Here is a 15,348-nt window from a genome sequence, read left to right on the forward strand (position 1 = left end):
TTGGCGTCAGCGACGCGGGAACGGTCTTGGGAGCTAAAAAGATGCAGGTCCTCGCCTTCGCCTCGCAGAAAGGCGGCTCGGGAAAAACGACGCTGGCCGGCCATATCGCCGTCGCGGCCGACCATGCGGGTGGCGGGCCGGTGGCACTCATCGATACCGACCCGCAGGGCAGTTTGAGCGACTGGTGGAACGTGCGCCGCGCCGAAACGCCCGTCTTTGCCGCACCCCGGATCGATCAGCTGGCCGACGATATCGCACGGCTGCGCGATATCGGCGTGGCGCTTCTCGTGATCGACACACCGCCTGCCATCACCGACATGATCCGGCGCGTGGTGGCCCTGTCCGATCTCGTGGTCATTCCGACGCGCCCCAGCCCGCACGATCTTCGAGCCGCGGGAGCCACGGTGGACATCGTCGAATTTCTCGGCAAGCCCCTGGTCTTCGCGGTCAACGGCGCCACACCTCGGGCGCGCATTACCGGCGAAGCGGCCGTCGCCCTCTCGCAACACGGAACCGTCGCCCCGGTCACGGTGCACCAGCGCACCGATTTCGCGGCGAGCATGATCGATGGCCGCACGGTCGGCGAGATCGATCCCAAAAGCCGGTCGGCGCGCGAAATCGTCGAACTCTGGCAATACCTGAGCACGCGCCTTCAGAGGCACCGGCCAAGCGTCGCCGGGCGCTCCGCCGTCATTCCGTTGCCGGATCCGAATGCGAGCGAGCGCGACCGGCTGCGACCCCGCGCGGGAGCCACCCGGCCATGACAGATGCGGCCCGCCTTTCGATGGGGCCGGCCCGGCTCGGCGCCAGCCTGCTGGCGCGCAAGGGCCTCGCCCGCCCGGCCCAGCGCCGGCCGCTGACCCTGTCGCCGCTCCAGGCCGGGGGCGCCGAAATCCTGCCTGATGTGTCCGGCGGTGAGACAACCGCGGCGCGGCTCAAATTCACCCTCCGCCTCGATGGCGCGCGCCATCTGAAACTGCGCCTGGCGGCCGCCCACAGCGGGCGCAGCATGCAGGTCATCGCGCTCGAGGCGATCGATAAATACGTGCGCGATTTGAGCCGGGAAATCCGTCCGGGTGAATGCCCCTGCCTGCAGGGAAGCGACTGGGACGCGGGTGAGGGAGGCCGGGAATGACCGCCCGGGCCGAACCGGGCTATGCCACGCTGGCCGAGGTCCGGATCCGCCGGCAACCGGCCCGAATGCTGGCGTCGGCGCCGGCGCCGCCAACCCGGCCCGACGCGTCCGTGCCCCCCGCCCCACCCCCTGGCACGCCGGCGGCCACCACCCCGCCGACGCACCATGCGAAGTCCCCCGAGATCCTGGCGCGCCATTGGAGCGAAAAACGCCTTGGGAGGACGCTGCCGAGCTTGTCGGATTTCAATCTCGACGAGATTGCGTGCGACTGGCCGGGCACGGCCCTGATGGCGTGGCGCGGCGGCCACCTCCAGCTTCTCCGCCGCCTTGCCCCCGGCGACGGCACGGGGCCGAAACGGGTGGCCTACGCCTATTCTCCCGCCGTCCTCGACTGGTTCCTCCATACCTGCCGCGAGGCCGCCCTGGCCGGACACCCGGTCATCCGGGGCCGGCATTTTCCGGAGCCCGGCAGGCCCGCATCGCACACCGCCCCCTACACCGCCATGGCCCTCCCCGTCACCGAAGACCCGGCGCCGGAAGCGGGCGGCCCTCAGGGTGCCGTCGGATTTCTCCTCAGCCTGCTGAGCGGTCCGGCCGGGGCCCCGCCGCCTGTCCCCCATCCCGACAGCCCCGCCGACGAGAGCTAAAGGCTTGAAACAAAGCCTGAATATTATGCGATTGATAATCATTTGCACTTATTGACGCGGCAGGCTAGGCTTTCCCCCTGATCACTATCGGGGGTCCACCCATGGCGCCGCAAACCCTGCCCCGCAACCGGGATTTAACTCCAGCCTCTCTCGCCGGGCTGACACCGCCCGCGCGCCTCCTGCTCTGGGCGGCAAGGGCGTGGCTTCGTGGCCAGGTCACGGAACGGCCGGCCTGTCAGCAGATCCGGGGCCGCTTCCACCGGGCCGGCTGGAGCCAGGCCTTTGGGTATTTCGACGGCTTCATGCATTTTCTGAACTTTCGCCAGCCCCTGCCGCCGGATTTTGACCGGACTTTCGGGCCCGATTTGACGGCGCTGGAGGAGGATTTCATCGCCAGCCTCGCCGCCCTCCAGCGCGACGAGGCGGACAGGCTGGTCATGTTTGCCCGTGCCCGGGTCGCCTGCGCCCCGGCCCGGATCGCCGCCCGGCATGTCGCGATGGAAATGGTTTCCGCCATGAGCGAGGCCGGCGGCTGGCTGGAGGCGCCCGCGCCCGCCGGGGCGCCCGACCTGTCCCTGGCGCTTCTCGCCAGAACGCGCGCACCTGTGTCATAACGCCCCCGTCATGGTATAGAGCGCGGCAATCGCCGTCCCGGTCTGCCTCTTTCCGCCTCCGGTCCCGAGTATCCAATGGTTTCATCTAGCCCGGGGCTGGCGCCTCCTGCGCGCTGGCTCGCCATCTTCCTGCTTCTTTCGGCCCTGCTGGCACCCGTGCCGGCGGCGCGGGCCTATGACGACCCGTCGGCGCCGCGTGTGGTAGCGACGCTGCCCCCGGTGCATGGCCTCGTCGAGGCGGTGATCGAGGGCACCCCGGCCCGGGCCACCGGACTTCTGTCCAATTCCGGCTCGCCCCACAGCTACGCGCTGAAGCCGAGCGATATCGCGAGCCTGCGCGAGGCCGACATCGTCGTCTGGATCGGCCCCGGGATGGAGCGCTTTCTCGTCAAGCCATTGAGCACGATCCTCGGCCCCGATACCGAACTCGTCACGCTGGTGGATACGCCGGGGCTGGATTTGCTGCCCGCCCGCGGGCTCGACACCCTGCATGGGCATGAGCGCGGGCACGGTGGCGATGAGGGCGCGGACCACCGCCCGGGCCCCCGGCCGAACGCGCCCCGCGATCTTCACATCTGGCTCGATCCGCTGCGCGCGCAGTTGCTGGTCGACCGTATCGCCATCGCACTCGGCCAGGCCGACCCGGCCAATGCCGCGCGCTACACGGCCAACGCGGCCCGTTTCAAGTCAGCGCTGGCCGATCTCGATGGCGCGATCGAAGCCCGCCTGGCACCCCTCCGCCACCGGAAGCTGGCCGTGTTTCACGACGCCTACCAGTATTTCGAGGCGCGTTACCGGCTTCAGGTCGTGACCTTCCTGACGCCTCATCCGGGCCGCACGCCGGGCGCGAAAAGCCTCGAGTCCATCATGGCCCGCATCAGCGCGACCGGCGCCCGATGCCTGGTGGTGGAACCCCAATTCCGCCCGGCCCTGGCCGAACAGGTGGCGCGCGACCTCGATCTCCGCCTGACGACCGCCGATCCGCTGGGCGGGCCGGCCGCCGGCGACGCCAGCGCCTATCTGCGCCTCCTCCGGGACCTGGCCGACAGCTTTACCACCTGTCTCGAGGCGGCCGGGCCATAGGGGCGGGATCGCGCCCGGCCGGTTTGACGGTTGGTGGTTTGAGTGAGGACAATGCGCCCTCTCGACCGGTCTCCTACGCTCTTGCTTCCCGGTCGAGAAAGCCAAACCAGGAGGGGAGAGTGCCATGACACGCAAGGACGCCTATCTCAGGCAGATCGAGGGCCGCATGAAAGAATGGCGGGCGGATATGCTGAAGCTGGAAGCCCGGCTGGAGCAGGAAGAGGGCCGGCGGGCGGCCGAGCTGTCGAACCGGGTCGACGAGTTGCGCACGCGCCAGCGCGAGGCGGAGGCCGAACTCCATCGCCTGGGCGAGGCAGGCGAGTACGCCTGGGAGGACCTGACGCGCGGGGCCGAAGCCGCCTGGGAGGCGTTTCGCAAGGGGATCGAGAAAGCGCGGCGCGAGTTCGACTGAAGCGCCGCGCCGTTCCGCTTCGGCCCGTCTAGCCCCGTTCGGGCACTTCGGCGAGGCCCCGGTTGTGCTGCGCCACCAGCTTGCGCCAGGCGATCACATAGGCATCCAGGCTGCACAGCACCTCGTCCGTCCAGCCGCTGTGATGGCCGTAGAATTTCTGCATCTGTTCGCGCGCGAACAGATCGTTGTCGTTGAAGCCCTGACCGAGGGCGAGATTTTTCCAGAGATTCTCGTACTGGATCTCGAATTCCTTCTTCTCTTCCTCGGTGTTGCAGACGGCGGCGATGATTTCCCAGTATTCGTGATGCTCGTTATCGATGGGGACGTACCATTCGTACTGGGCGAGGCGATAGTCGGGCCAGTTCTCGACCAGCAGGACGCCGGGCAGGAACATGCTGGTGCGCCCGCCTTTCCAGGGATTCTTGCCCTTGACCTTGAGGCCGACCACCTTGTTTTCCAGGACCGGGGTGTATTTCGTGTATTCGTTGACGATGCCCTTGGGCGCGTCATCGTCGACATACCAGCTGATCGCGTCCTCGGACTCCGCGATGGCACCCAGCGGCAACTGGCGATCGAGCGCCATGACCAGCGGATTGTCGAGGTGAATGAACAGATGGCCGGTATCGGCGCCGTTCTCGACGGCGAGCCGCCAGTTCGAGTTGCCGGTGCGATGAATGCCAAGCAGCACCGCGTTGTCGTCGAGCGGATGGGCTACCCGATGCTCGTAATCCTCGGGCAGGCGGTGGGGCATGTCGCGCGACAGCGGCGGCGTCTTGTAATCCTCGTCGCCCACGAAGACGAAAATCATTCCCGACTTTTCCTCGACCGGGAAGGTGCGAAGCCGGGCATTGCCGATCATCTTGTCGTCGGGCGCGGCCACGATGGAGACGAGTTCGCCCGAGGCGAGGTCATAGGTAAAGCCGTGGTACCAGCAGGTGACGGTCTCGTCCGTCAGGCACATGGGCCGGGCCGACAGCTCGACGCCGCGGTGAATGCATTCATCCTTGAGCGCGTAGACCTTGCCCTTGGCGCGGCGCAGCGCGATAGGCACGCCGCAGATCTTCACGCCCTTGAGCTCGCCCTCCGCCAGTTCACTGCTGAACAGTGCCGGGTACCAGTAGTTCTTCAATCCCCATTCGGCATCCACATAGGGCTGAAATGCCTTGGAAATCTTGCGCTCTTTTTTGCCCGCTGCGTCTTCCGGCATTCTCTCCTCCTCGCGTTTCTGCCCGCTCCCGGCCTGACACGCTAACAAGTTCCGCGAAAAAATTAAGCTAAAATTTTATCCTACCGGATCAGTCGGACGTATCGCGGCCGGACGAAGACCCTATCATGATAGCGGCCGGCGGCGCATCGGGCGTAAGGCGCGCGGCCGGAGGGGCGCCGCCAGAGCCGCCCGGCGCGCGAATAGCGGCGCGCGATGGGGCGGGTTCAGCCCCGATAGCGGCCCCCATCGGCCGGGGAGTCCCGACGGGACGGGGCGCGGCCAAGCTCGCCCGTGGCCTGGCGGACAATCTGGATCGCCGACCAGAGAAACAGGCTCGCCATGAAGCCCGCCACGATCAGATCGGGCCAGCCGGTGCCGGTTGCCCAGACGCCGCTGGCGGCGAGAAGCACGGCCGCGTTGCCGATGGCGTCGTTCCGGCTGCAGAGCCAGACCGAGCGGACATTCGCGTCGCCCTCGCGGTATTTCAGCAACAGGGCGACGCTCGCGAGATTGGCGGCGAGGGCGAGAAGCCCGACCGCTCCCATGACCCCGGCCTGGGGCGTGGCGAGGAAAAAGACCTTGTAGCCGGTTGCCGCCAGCACCCCCAGCCCCATGGCCCCGAGACTGAGGCCCTTCAGGAGCGCCACCCGGGCGCGCCAGACCAGCGGCATGCCGATGACGAACAGGCTGAGCGCGTAGGTCACCGTATCGCCCAGAAAGTCGAGCGCGTCGGCCTTGAGAGCCTGCGAGCCCGCGAAGATGCCCGCGCCCATCTCGGCCAGGAACATCGCGCCGTTAATCGCGATCACCGCCCAGAGCGCCCGCCGGTAGCCGGCCGAAAGCCCTTCGAAGGTGACCTCATCGCCGCAACAGCCGCTCATCTCCGCCGAATTTCCTCGCGTCCTGCCGTTTCGTCCGGGGCCGGCAACCAGCCTATCACAATCCGCGTGCGCCCGGGCAGACCGTCGAACCGCCGAGGTGCGGGATGGTCGGCGGAGGCAGACGTTGGAAGAACCTGTACCCGTCGTCAGGTCAGCGCACCGGCTCAAGCTGAAATTCGACTACGTGAAGCTCTCAAACTTTACTTATTCAAAAAAATCTTCATCGATCTTTTTCAAATGCAGGATGTCCTCGTCGCGGCATCCTATGTTGTAGCGGATCATCAGGCGAGCCATTTGACCCCCGTCGATGAGCACAATCCGCATCCCTAGGTCCATGGCCGTCTGAACCGCCGACGGACTGAAGGCCGACGTGGTGACGAATATTCCCTTATGTGCCTTTTTCAGGTTTAAGGCCCCAAAGAAATCCCGAATGGCCCCGGCCCCCACGTTATTGCCGTCAGCGTAGCGTTTGGCCTGAACATAGATCTGATCGACGCCCAAGGGGTCCTGATCGATGACGCCGTCGATACCGTCGTCGCCGCTCTTACCTAGGGCGCGGCCCGCGTCCTCTGACGTTCCCCCGTAGCCCATGGCCAGAAGCAATTGGACAATTAGGTTTTCAAAAAAGGCGGGAGGCGCATCGCGCACCCGTTCCAGAAGTTCCTCCGCCAAGGCCGCGTTTATCTTCCTGTGTGCTGCCCGCAACGCTTCGTCCGGCGTTACCTCGGTCTCTGCCGAGGCAGGGGTAGCTGCATGCTCCGGCCGGTCGGTCTCCTTCGCCCGCGTGCGAAAGGCCTGGAAATCCTCAAAATGTTCAAGATAGGTGTTGTTGATTTCCGCCGAGGCGTCGGCAAGTGCCGTCCGGCCGCGATCCGTGATCGCGAAGTGTCCCCGTTTCGTCGCTTTGACGAGCCCGGCCTGTTTGAGGTAGCCCCTTGCCCAATGAACGCGATTGGAGAATCGGGTCTGCTTGCCGCTCGGCAGGAGTTCGTTACGCTCGTCATCCGTCAGCCCGAAACGCTCGGCGAGTAGATTGATGACGTCGCCGATCCGCACCTCGCCGTGTGCGGCACATTCCAAGACCGGGCGCATAAGCGTTTGGTAGTCAGGTATCACTGGTTCCCCTCCCCCCTGCACGCGGCAGCTTATTGATTGTCCGGATATTGATCCGCGCGTGCCTAAACTACCGGGCTCTTGGCCCCGATCGAAGAATTTTGAATCTTAGGCTTTCCTATAACCTTCCTACAACGAACCAAGGCCTCCGCCGTTTCCGGCTAAGGCCCTGATAAGATTGGTGGGCGCACAAGGACTCGAACCTTGGACCCGCTGATTAAGAGTCAGCTGCTCTACCAACTGAGCTATGCGCCCGCCCCGAGCCAGGCTCGCCCCGGCCGGGGTGGCCGGGTGTGGGTGGACGGGCTTCATAGCAAAGGCCGGGCGGCCTGTCGAGCGCGGGCACGGCGGCGGGCCGGGCCGAATCCGGGGCTAGGCGTCGGCCCCCGACTGGCCGAAGCGCGACAGCCGCACCTCGCGGTGGATCCAGACATTGATCACGAGGCCGAAGGCGAACAGCAGGCTGAGCAGCGCCGTGCCGCCATAGGACACGAAGGGCAGCGGCACGCCCACCACCGGCATCAGCCCCGTGACCATGGCGATATTGATGAACACATAGAGGAAAAAGATCATCGTCACGCCCAGCGCCAGCAGCCGGCCGAAATGGCTGCGCGAGCTGAGGGCGATGAAGATGCCGTAAAGGATCACGAGGCCGTAGAGCGTGAGCAGGGCGAGCCCGCCCATCAGGCCCCATTCCTCGGCCAGCATGGTGAAGATGAAATCGGTCTGTTTTTCCGGCAGGAAGTTCAGATGGCTCTGGCTGCCGCCGAGAAACCCCTTGCCGAACACCCCGCCCGAGCCGAAGGCGATCTTGCTTTGCAGGATGTGATAGCCGGCGCCGAGCGGGTCGCGCTCGGGGTCGAAGAAGGTGAGAATCCGGGCCTTCTGATAGCCGTGGAGGAACTGCCAGCCAAGCGGGATCGCGGCCAGGGCGGCGACGAAGAGGGTGGCGAAGAACCGCCAGGTGACGCCGGCGAGGAAAAACACCGAAACGCCCACCATCAGGAGGATCATGGCGGTGCCGAGATCGGGCTGGCGGCTCACCAGCAGCACCGGCGCGGCCAGCAGCACGAGGGGCGGCAGGAGATAGCCGAGCCAGCCCCGGTCGTTCGGATTGGCGGCGTGGAAATAGCGGGCGAGCACGAGGACGAGGGCCACCTTCATCAGTTCCGAGGGCTGGATCTGGATCAGCCCCAGATCGATCCAGCGCCGCGCGCCCATGCCGATGGTGCCGCCGATCTCGACGGCGATGAGCAGCACCAGCACGGCGCCGTAGATGGGATATGCGAGCCGCAGCCAGATCCTGATATCGATCACCGCCGCGGCCAGCAGCACACCCAGCCCGACCATGAAGCGCACCGCCTGCCGCCAGGCCCAGGGATCGGCGCTGCCGTTGGCGGCCGAATACAGCATGGCGAAGCCCACGAGCCCGATCAGGCCCAGAATCAGCACCAGCCCCCAGTTGACCTGCCAGAGCTTTTCGGTGAGGGAGAGTTCATCACGGGCAAACGGCGCGAGGCTCATGGGCTAGCCCATCCGGCTTGGATCGCGCGGCCGGCCATCCGCCGGACCGGAGGCGTCCTGATCGCGGCTGATGATCGGGCGCTGCTGCGCGCGATACAGAAGGTCCTTGGCGATGGGCGCGGCCGCGGTCGAGCCGCTGCCGCCATGCTCGACCACCACGGTTGCAACGTAGCGCGGCGCATCGGTCGGCGCGAAGCCGACGAAGACCGCGTGGTCGCGCTGCTGGCGGGGCAGTTCGGCATTCTTCAGCACACCCGTCTCGCGCTCGGCCCGGCTGATGCGGCGTACCTGGCTGGTCCCGGTCTTGCCGCCCATGCGAAACCGCCGGTCGCGAATCCGCGACGCGAAGGCGGTTCCCTTCTCGTGATTGACGACGCTGACCATCGCTTCCTGCACAAGGCGCAGGTGATCGGGCGAGACGCCCACCGGCGCGCCCGGCACCGGGCCCGGGTCCGCCGCGCCGGTCGCCGCGACAAGGCGTGTGCCGGCGGCGGGCGCGCCAGGCGCGATTTCCCCGATGCCGATGCCGGCGGTCTGACCGGGGCCGGCCCACTCCTCCTCGGTCTCGCGCACGCGGCTGAGAACATGGGGCGTCACCAGATAGCCGCCATTGACCATGGCCGCCGTCGCAAGGGCCATCTGCAGGGGCGTGGCCAGGATATAGCCCTGCCCGATTCCCAGGATCAGCGTTTCGCCTTTCTGCCACCTGGTCCCGAGGACGCCCATCTTCCAGGCATTGTCGGGCACGATGCCCCGGCTTTCGCCCGGCAGATCGATCCCGGCCGGACTGCCGTAGCCGAAGCGGCGGGCCATCTCGGCGATGCGATCGACGCCGAGCCGGCGGGCGATTTCGTAAAAATAGATGTCGCAGGATTCGCGGATGGCCGATTCCATGGTCATCGGCCCGTGGCCGCGCTCCTTCCAGCAATGGAAACGGCCGTTGCCCAGGTCCATATGCCCGGTGCAGGCGACCGAAAAATCGGGGCCCACGACACCCGCCTCGAGCGCCGCCAGCGCGACCACCATCTTGAAGGCCGAGCCCGGTGCGTATTGCCCGCCGAGCGCCTTGTTGTTCATTGGCGCCGTCGGGTCCGAGCTGAGCGCGCGCCATTCCTCGCTCGAAAGCCCCTTGATCAGACGATTGGGATCGAAGGCCGGCCGCGAGACCATGGCCAGCACCTCGCCGTTGCTCGCGTCCATCACGATGGCCGCCCCGTGGCTGCCCGCGAGGCTCTTGAAGGCGCGCTCCTGCAGGTCCATATCGAGGGTCAGGATGGCGCGCTGGCCGACCTCCCCGGTATCGCGCTCCAATTCGCGGATGACGCGGCCCACCGCGTTCACCTCGACCCGGCTGGTGCCGCCCGATCCACGCAGCGGCAGGTCGTACTGGCGTTCCACCCCCGACTTGCCGACGCGCGCGTCGGGCAGACGCAGGAACGGGTCGTCGGACATATCGCGTGAGGAGACGGCGGCGACATATCCCACGACATGGACCGCCTTTTCCGCCTGCGCGTAATAGCGGGTCCGGCCGATATCGATCATGGCGCCGGGCAGGTCGGGCGCGTGGACCTCGACCTGCGCGACTTCCTGCCAGGTGAGATTCTCGCGCACCGTGACCGGCGTGAAACGTGACGAGCGGCGCACGTCGCGGAGCACGCGGCGGCGTTCGTGGCCCGAGATCGAGACGACGCGGCCGAGCGCGTCGAGAATGCCGTCAACATCGCGCGCGCGTTCCGGCACGATGACGAGCCGGTAATTCTGACGGTTCTCGGCCAGGGGCACGCCGAAACGGTCGACGATGGGCCCGCGCGGCGGCGAGATCAGACGCACCGAGACGCGGTTGCGCTCGGACAGGACGGCATAGCGATCGGCCTCGATGACCTGCAGGTAATACATCCGCCCGGCCAGCACGCCGAACATGCCGAGCTGGACGCCGGCGAGGATGGCCGCGCGCCTGGTGAAGAGCTTGCCCCGCTTTCCATCATCGATCATCGGGCGCCGCCGGTCAGGTTCGTTTCAGGGTCAGCCGTTGCGCCTGCATCAGGATCCAGGCAATGCCCGGAAAAAGCGCCACGGTCAGGATCAGCTGGAAGAGAAGCGGCAGAACCGGCATGGGCTGGATCGCGAGCAGTGACACGGCGATCCAGGTGAAAAGGCTGGCGCCAAAAGCGAGCAGGCCGAACCCCCACCACATCAGCGAGAAGGACTTGCCGAGGAAAAAGCGGCGCTGATGCAGGACGATCCAGTAGACCAGCAGGAATATCAGGGAATTCAGGCCGAGCGCGACACCCCCCAGCACGTCCTGGAGCAGTCCGATGGTGAAGACCGCCACCAGCGGCAGCAAATCGGGACGATGAATGGCCCAGTAATAGACGCCCATCAGCGCGAACATGGGCGCGATCGGTCCGTAGCCGTCGATCGGCACCGGCACCATCGACAGCACCACCAGCAGCAGCGTCAGCATCATCGGCAGAAGATTGCGCGATGCGATGTCGAGTCGTTGCCAGATCAGCTCACTCACGCCCTTCCCTCCTTTCGCTGTCGGCGCTCATCAGCGTGTTCTCGATACTGCCCAGTCCGTAGTCCACGATCTGAACGAAGTCCAGCCGGTCGAGGTTCTGGTAGGGCCGCACGCGCACGCGGTCGCCCGAGATTTCGGAGACGACACCCACGGGCAGCGTCGGCGGGAACGCCCCCGCCTCGCCCGAGGTCACGACCCGGTCGCCCACCTCGACCTCGGCATTGGGACCAAGGTACAGAAGTGCCGGCTCGCGGGAATTGTCGCCGGCAAGAATCGCGCGCTCATGGCTCGATTCTATATGCACCGGCACACGCGAATTGAGATCGGTCAGGAGCAGGATGCGAGCGGCGCGCTGACCGGCATGGGTGACGCGGCCGACCAGCCCCTTGTCCGTGATTACGGGCTGGCCTTTCGCGATGCCGTTGCGCTGGCCGGAGTTGACCAGAACGCTGTGCACGAAGGCGCCGCCCGGATCGCCGATCACTCGGGCCGAGACGTAAGTGGCCGGCGCGTCCGGCACGGCGCGGGTCAGGGTGCGCAGCGACCGGTTCTCGACCTGGAGCCGGCGGGCGACCGTCTCCCATTGCCGCAGGCGGATATTGTCGTCCCGGAGGCGGCGATTCTCGGCCCGGATCAGGGCCAGGTCGCGGATTTCCGTGGCGCCGGTGCTGATCGCGCGGGCCGGCCAGGACAGGGCGGTGAGAAACGGGGCCGCGGCGTCGGCGACCACCGTGCGCACGCGCCCCGTCAACGTGTCATCGGCCGTGGACAGGCCGATCAGCATGAGCGACAGCATCACCAGCAGATAGAACGCCGAGCGCTGGACGACGGCCCGGATGGGCCTCGTCAACTGGCGGACATATCCGGTGCGGCGCGTCACGTGCCTCAACCCCCTCTGCCATCGGACACCGGGCGGCCAACCGGGCCCGGGCCCTGTTAGCGATCAATACATGTTGATCAAAACGGTCTTGAGCGTCGCCATCTCCTCGAGGCACCGCCCTGTCCCGAGCGCCACGCAGGACAGCGGATCGTCGGCGATCGACACGGGCAGGCCGGTCGCCTGGCGCAGCACCTTGTCGAGATTGCCGAGCAGCGCCCCGCCGCCGGTCATGACGATCCCCTTGTCAACGATATCGGCCGCCAGTTCGGGCGCGGTGTGTTCGAGAGCCACCTTCACAGCCTCGATGATCGCGCCCACGGGCTCGGCCAGGCTTTCGGCGATCTGGCGCTGGCTGATGTTCACTTCCTTGGGCACGCCGTTCATCAGGTCGCGGCCCTTGATCTGGATCTGCTTGCCTTCCTCGTCGCCCGCGGGCGGCATGGCGGTCCCGATTTCTTTCTTGATGCGCTCGGCGCTGCCCTCGCCCACCAGCAGGTTATGGTGGCGCCGGATATAGGCGATGATGGCTTCGTCCATCTTGTCGCCGCCGACCCGTACCGAGCGCGCATACACGATGCCACCCAGCGACAGGACCGCCACCTCCGTGGTGCCGCCCCCGATATCCACGACCATGGAGCCCGTCGGCTCGGTCACCGGCAGGCCGGCGCCGATGGCGGCAGCCATGGGTTCCTCGATCAGAAAGACGCGGCGCGCGCCGGCCGCCTCGGCTGATTCCTGGATAGCGCGGCGTTCCACAGCGGTCGATCCGGAGGGCACGCAGACGATGACCTGCGGGCTTGCGAAGCTCCGGCGATTGTGCACCTTGCGGATGAAATGCTTGATCATTTCCTCCGCAACCTCGAAATCGGCGATCACGCCGTCACGCAGCGGGCGGATCGCCTGGATGTTGCCCGGCGTGCGACCCAGCATCATTTTGGCTTCGTCCCCCACGGCGAGTATCTGGCGCTTGCCCTTCATTTCGGCTATGGCCACCACCGATGGCTCGTTCAATACGATGCCACGTCCCTTGACATAGACGAGCGTATTCGCTGTGCCGAGGTCGATTGCCATGTCGGCCGATAACATTCCAAGCAGTCTCGAGAACATTCAACGCTACCTTTGCCGTTAGGGGTGCTGTTAATGATGCTTGCTCTCGAGCGACCCCCTGCCCGCCCGTGACATCACCACTCGGTCAAACGAAACGGCCCGCAAAGGGCCGTTTCGCCGCTACGATGCCACCTCAGGCCGTCAGGGCCCGGGGGGCGGATTTTTCCCGCTTCACCAGAAGCTTGTTGAGCGCATGAACATACGCCCGGGCCGACGCCACAAGCGTATCCACATCCGCCCCTTGGCCGACCACCGATTTTCCGTTTTCCTCGAGCCGGACGGTCACTTCCGCCTGCGCATCGGTGCCCTCGGTGACCGCATGCACCTGGTAGAGCCGCAGGCGTGCCTCGTGCGGGAACAGCTCGCGAATGGCCTTGAAGGTCGCATCCACCGGCCCGTCGCCCGTCGCGGTGGTCATGCGGCGCTCGCCGTCAATATCGAGCTCGAGATCGGCCGTCTGCGGCCCCTTGGACCCGCAGGCGATCTGGAGCGAAACGACACGGATCCGCTCGTTCGCGCGCACGACCTCGTCATCCACAAGCGCCACGATATCCTCGTCGAACACTTCCTTTTTCTTGTCAGCCAGCGTCTTGAAGCGGCGGAAAGCATCCTGGATGGCATTGTCGCCCAGCTTGTAGCCCAGATCCTCGAGCTTCTTTTTGAAGGCGTGGCGCCCGGAATGCTTGCCCAGCACGATATTGGATTTCAGCAGCCCCACAGATTCGGGCGTCATGATCTCGTAGGTGCCGGCGTGTTTCAGCATACCGTCCTGATGGATCCCGCTTTCATGGGCGAAGGCATTGGCCCCGACGATGGCCTTGTTCGGCTGCACGACGAAACCCGTCACCGTCGAAACGAGGTGCGAGGCGCGGGTGATCAACTCGCTTCGAATCGAGGTCTCGTACGGCATCGCGTCTTGCCGTGTCTTGAGAGCCATGACGATCTCTTCCATGGCCGCGTTGCCGGCCCGCTCGCCCAGGCCGTTGATGGTGCATTCCACCTGACGCGCGCCCGCGCCGACGGCGGCGAGGGAATTGGCCACCGCCAGGCCCAGATCGTTATGGCAGTGAACCGAGAATACCGCCTGGTCCGAATTGGGGACCCGATCGATCAGCATGGCGATGAGCGCCGCGTATTCCCCGGGCACGGCATAGCCCACCGTATCGGGAATATTGATCGTGCTGGCGCCGGCCGAAATCGCGGTCTCGACCGCGCGGCAGAGAAAATCGTGATCGGACCGGGAGCCGTCCTCGGCCGACCACTCCACGTCATCGGTGAAGCGCCGGGCGTGGCTGACGCTGTCGTGAATGCGCTCCAGCACCTCTTCGGGCTGCATCTGCAGCTTGTACTGCATGTGGAGCGGGCTGGTGGCGATGAAGGTATGGATGCGCTTGCGCCGCGCCGGCTCGAGCGCTTCGGCCGCCCGCTCGATATCCTCGCGTCCGGCCCGGGCCAGGCTGCAGACGACGGATTTGTCGATCTGCCGGGCGACTTCGCGCACGGACTCGAAATCGCCCTTGGAGGCAATGGCGAAACCGGCCTCGATCACATCGACGCCCATTTCCTCGAGCACGGTGGCGATCCGGATCTTTTCGTCGATGGTCATCGACGCGCCCGGCGATTGTTCGCCGTCGCGCAGGGTCGTGTCGAAAATCACGACGTGGTCGGGGTCTTTGGTGATCCTGTTAGTTGCTTCGGTCATTTCTCATGTCCCTCGCTTCACGGTGTCCGGGTTGTGCTACCTGATCCCCTGAACGCATGGCGAAAGACTCGCCGGGCCGTTCAGGGGCGGGTAAGTCGCAGCGCACCCGGCGCCGAAAGCAAAGGAAGGGACGAAATGGAAACCGAAGGGGACAGGCCTCGACACACGGTCGAACCGGACGTGCGGCGCCCTGCGTCGACCGGTATCCCGGCCGCGCCCTGCCACGCGAAAATTCCGTTTCCTGCCACCATGGTCATGCGTACCCGGTTTCTCTCGCCCAAGGGGTTACGGGCCCACCCGAGGGCCCCTTGCATTACGGGCCCACCCGAGGGCCCCTTACATATGTGCCGGCGGCACCGCCAAAACAAGCGCCCCGGCCCACCAGCCTCGCCGATCATGGTAAATATTTCCTCAACCGGCACCCACGGCCGCCACACCTGGGCGAGCCTGGTTAACGGGTTTAGGTGTAACGCCAAAACCCATTGTTCCGCAACGATTTTTTGGGACGAGCCCCGAGGAGCC

At 66.0% G+C, this 15,348-nt stretch carries 15 protein-coding genes and 1 tRNA gene; 6 read left to right on the top strand and 10 right to left on the bottom strand.

What is annotated here, in order from left to right; genetic code table 11:
* The first annotated feature begins 41 nt into the window (after positions 1–41).
* The 6 genes from RLQ26_03070 (at position 42) to RLQ26_03095 (ending at position 3,891) form a co-directional block, all read left to right on the top strand.
* A complete protein-coding gene (locus tag RLQ26_03070; protein MEQ9087704.1) occupies positions 42–764 on the top strand; it encodes a ParA family protein in 723 nt (240 codons plus the stop codon).
* The gene (locus tag RLQ26_03075; protein MEQ9087705.1) at positions 761–1,135 is read left to right on the top strand and encodes a hypothetical protein; all 375 of its coding nucleotides are present in this window, start codon (positions 761–763) and stop codon (positions 1,133–1,135) included. The genes RLQ26_03070 and RLQ26_03075 overlap by 4 nt, the downstream gene beginning before the upstream one ends.
* Positions 1,132–1,782: a hypothetical protein gene (locus RLQ26_03080; protein MEQ9087706.1), complete on the top strand. Its 651-nt coding sequence runs from the start codon at positions 1,132–1,134 to the stop codon at positions 1,780–1,782. The genes RLQ26_03075 and RLQ26_03080 overlap by 4 nt, the downstream gene beginning before the upstream one ends.
* A gap of 101 nt (positions 1,783–1,883) precedes the next feature.
* Positions 1,884–2,396, top strand: a complete 513-nt coding sequence (locus RLQ26_03085; protein ID MEQ9087707.1) for a hypothetical protein — start codon at positions 1,884–1,886, stop codon at positions 2,394–2,396.
* Between the two features lie 75 nt (positions 2,397–2,471).
* On the top strand, positions 2,472–3,479 hold the full coding sequence (locus tag RLQ26_03090) for a zinc ABC transporter substrate-binding protein (protein ID MEQ9087708.1): 1,008 nt from the start codon (positions 2,472–2,474) through the stop codon (positions 3,477–3,479).
* Positions 3,480–3,603: 124 nt separating this feature from the next.
* Positions 3,604–3,891 (top strand): hypothetical protein, encoded by a 288-nt coding sequence (locus tag RLQ26_03095; protein MEQ9087709.1) that lies wholly within the window; start codon positions 3,604–3,606, stop codon positions 3,889–3,891.
* Between the two features lie 28 nt (positions 3,892–3,919).
* Here the strand turns inward: RLQ26_03095 and RLQ26_03100 are convergent, their stop codons facing one another.
* The 10 genes from RLQ26_03100 to RLQ26_03145 form a co-directional block, all read right to left on the bottom strand.
* On the bottom strand, positions 3,920–5,098 hold the full coding sequence (locus RLQ26_03100; protein ID MEQ9087710.1) for a Rieske 2Fe-2S domain-containing protein: 1,179 nt from the start codon (positions 5,096–5,098) through the stop codon (positions 3,920–3,922).
* Between the two features lie 224 nt (positions 5,099–5,322).
* Positions 5,323–5,979, bottom strand: a complete 657-nt coding sequence (locus RLQ26_03105) for a cation transporter (protein ID MEQ9087711.1) — start codon at positions 5,977–5,979, stop codon at positions 5,323–5,325.
* A 204-nt stretch (positions 5,980–6,183) separates the two neighbouring features.
* Positions 6,184–7,095 (bottom strand): winged helix-turn-helix domain-containing protein, encoded by a 912-nt coding sequence (locus RLQ26_03110; GenBank protein MEQ9087712.1) that lies wholly within the window; start codon positions 7,093–7,095, stop codon positions 6,184–6,186.
* A 176-nt stretch (positions 7,096–7,271) separates the two neighbouring features.
* Positions 7,272–7,347 (bottom strand) — tRNA-Lys (locus RLQ26_03115).
* Positions 7,348–7,464: 117 nt separating this feature from the next.
* The gene (rodA, locus tag RLQ26_03120; GenBank protein ID MEQ9087713.1) at positions 7,465–8,616 is read right to left on the bottom strand and encodes a rod shape-determining protein RodA; all 1,152 of its coding nucleotides are present in this window, start codon (positions 8,614–8,616) and stop codon (positions 7,465–7,467) included.
* Positions 8,617–8,619: 3 nt separating this feature from the next.
* Positions 8,620–10,608, bottom strand: a complete 1,989-nt coding sequence (mrdA, locus tag RLQ26_03125) for a penicillin-binding protein 2 (GenBank protein MEQ9087714.1) — start codon at positions 10,606–10,608, stop codon at positions 8,620–8,622.
* Positions 10,609–10,621: 13 nt separating this feature from the next.
* Positions 10,622–11,137, bottom strand: a complete 516-nt coding sequence (gene mreD / locus RLQ26_03130) for a rod shape-determining protein MreD (protein MEQ9087715.1) — start codon at positions 11,135–11,137, stop codon at positions 10,622–10,624.
* A complete protein-coding gene (gene mreC / locus RLQ26_03135; protein MEQ9087716.1) occupies positions 11,130–12,017 on the bottom strand; it encodes a rod shape-determining protein MreC in 888 nt (295 codons plus the stop codon). The genes mreD and mreC overlap by 8 nt, the downstream gene beginning before the upstream one ends.
* Before the next feature lie 63 nt (positions 12,018–12,080).
* Positions 12,081–13,124, bottom strand: coding sequence for a rod shape-determining protein (locus tag RLQ26_03140; GenBank protein ID MEQ9087717.1), 1,044 nt, complete (start codon positions 13,122–13,124; stop codon positions 12,081–12,083).
* 133 nt (positions 13,125–13,257) lie between these two features.
* On the bottom strand, positions 13,258–14,826 hold the full coding sequence (locus RLQ26_03145) for a 2-isopropylmalate synthase (protein ID MEQ9087718.1): 1,569 nt from the start codon (positions 14,824–14,826) through the stop codon (positions 13,258–13,260).
* Positions 14,827–15,348: the final 522 nt, after the last annotated feature.

The organism is Alphaproteobacteria bacterium (genome assembly GCA_040220875.1).
GTDB lineage: Bacteria > Pseudomonadota > Alphaproteobacteria > JAVJVX01 > JAVJVX01 > JAVJVX01.

Coding starts and splice junctions, on each gene's coding strand:
- RLQ26_03070 (MEQ9087704.1), top strand. CDS start 42: ATGCAGGTCCTCGCCTTCGCCTCGCAGAAAGGCGGCTCGGGAAAAACG.
- RLQ26_03075 (MEQ9087705.1), top strand. CDS start 761: ATGACAGATGCGGCCCGCCTTTCGATGGGGCCGGCCCGGCTCGGCGCC.
- RLQ26_03080 (MEQ9087706.1), top strand. CDS start 1,132: ATGACCGCCCGGGCCGAACCGGGCTATGCCACGCTGGCCGAGGTCCGG.
- RLQ26_03085 (MEQ9087707.1), top strand. CDS start 1,884: ATGGCGCCGCAAACCCTGCCCCGCAACCGGGATTTAACTCCAGCCTCT.
- RLQ26_03090 (MEQ9087708.1), top strand. CDS start 2,472: ATGGTTTCATCTAGCCCGGGGCTGGCGCCTCCTGCGCGCTGGCTCGCC.
- RLQ26_03095 (MEQ9087709.1), top strand. CDS start 3,604: ATGACACGCAAGGACGCCTATCTCAGGCAGATCGAGGGCCGCATGAAA.
- RLQ26_03100 (MEQ9087710.1), bottom strand. CDS start 5,098: ATGCCGGAAGACGCAGCGGGCAAAAAAGAGCGCAAGATTTCCAAGGCA.
- RLQ26_03105 (MEQ9087711.1), bottom strand. CDS start 5,979: ATGAGCGGCTGTTGCGGCGATGAGGTCACCTTCGAAGGGCTTTCGGCC.
- rodA (MEQ9087713.1), bottom strand. CDS start 8,616: ATGAGCCTCGCGCCGTTTGCCCGTGATGAACTCTCCCTCACCGAAAAG.
- mrdA (MEQ9087714.1), bottom strand. CDS start 10,608: ATGATCGATGATGGAAAGCGGGGCAAGCTCTTCACCAGGCGCGCGGCC.
- RLQ26_03140 (MEQ9087717.1), bottom strand. CDS start 13,124: ATGTTCTCGAGACTGCTTGGAATGTTATCGGCCGACATGGCAATCGAC.
- RLQ26_03145 (MEQ9087718.1), bottom strand. CDS start 14,826: ATGACCGAAGCAACTAACAGGATCACCAAAGACCCCGACCACGTCGTG.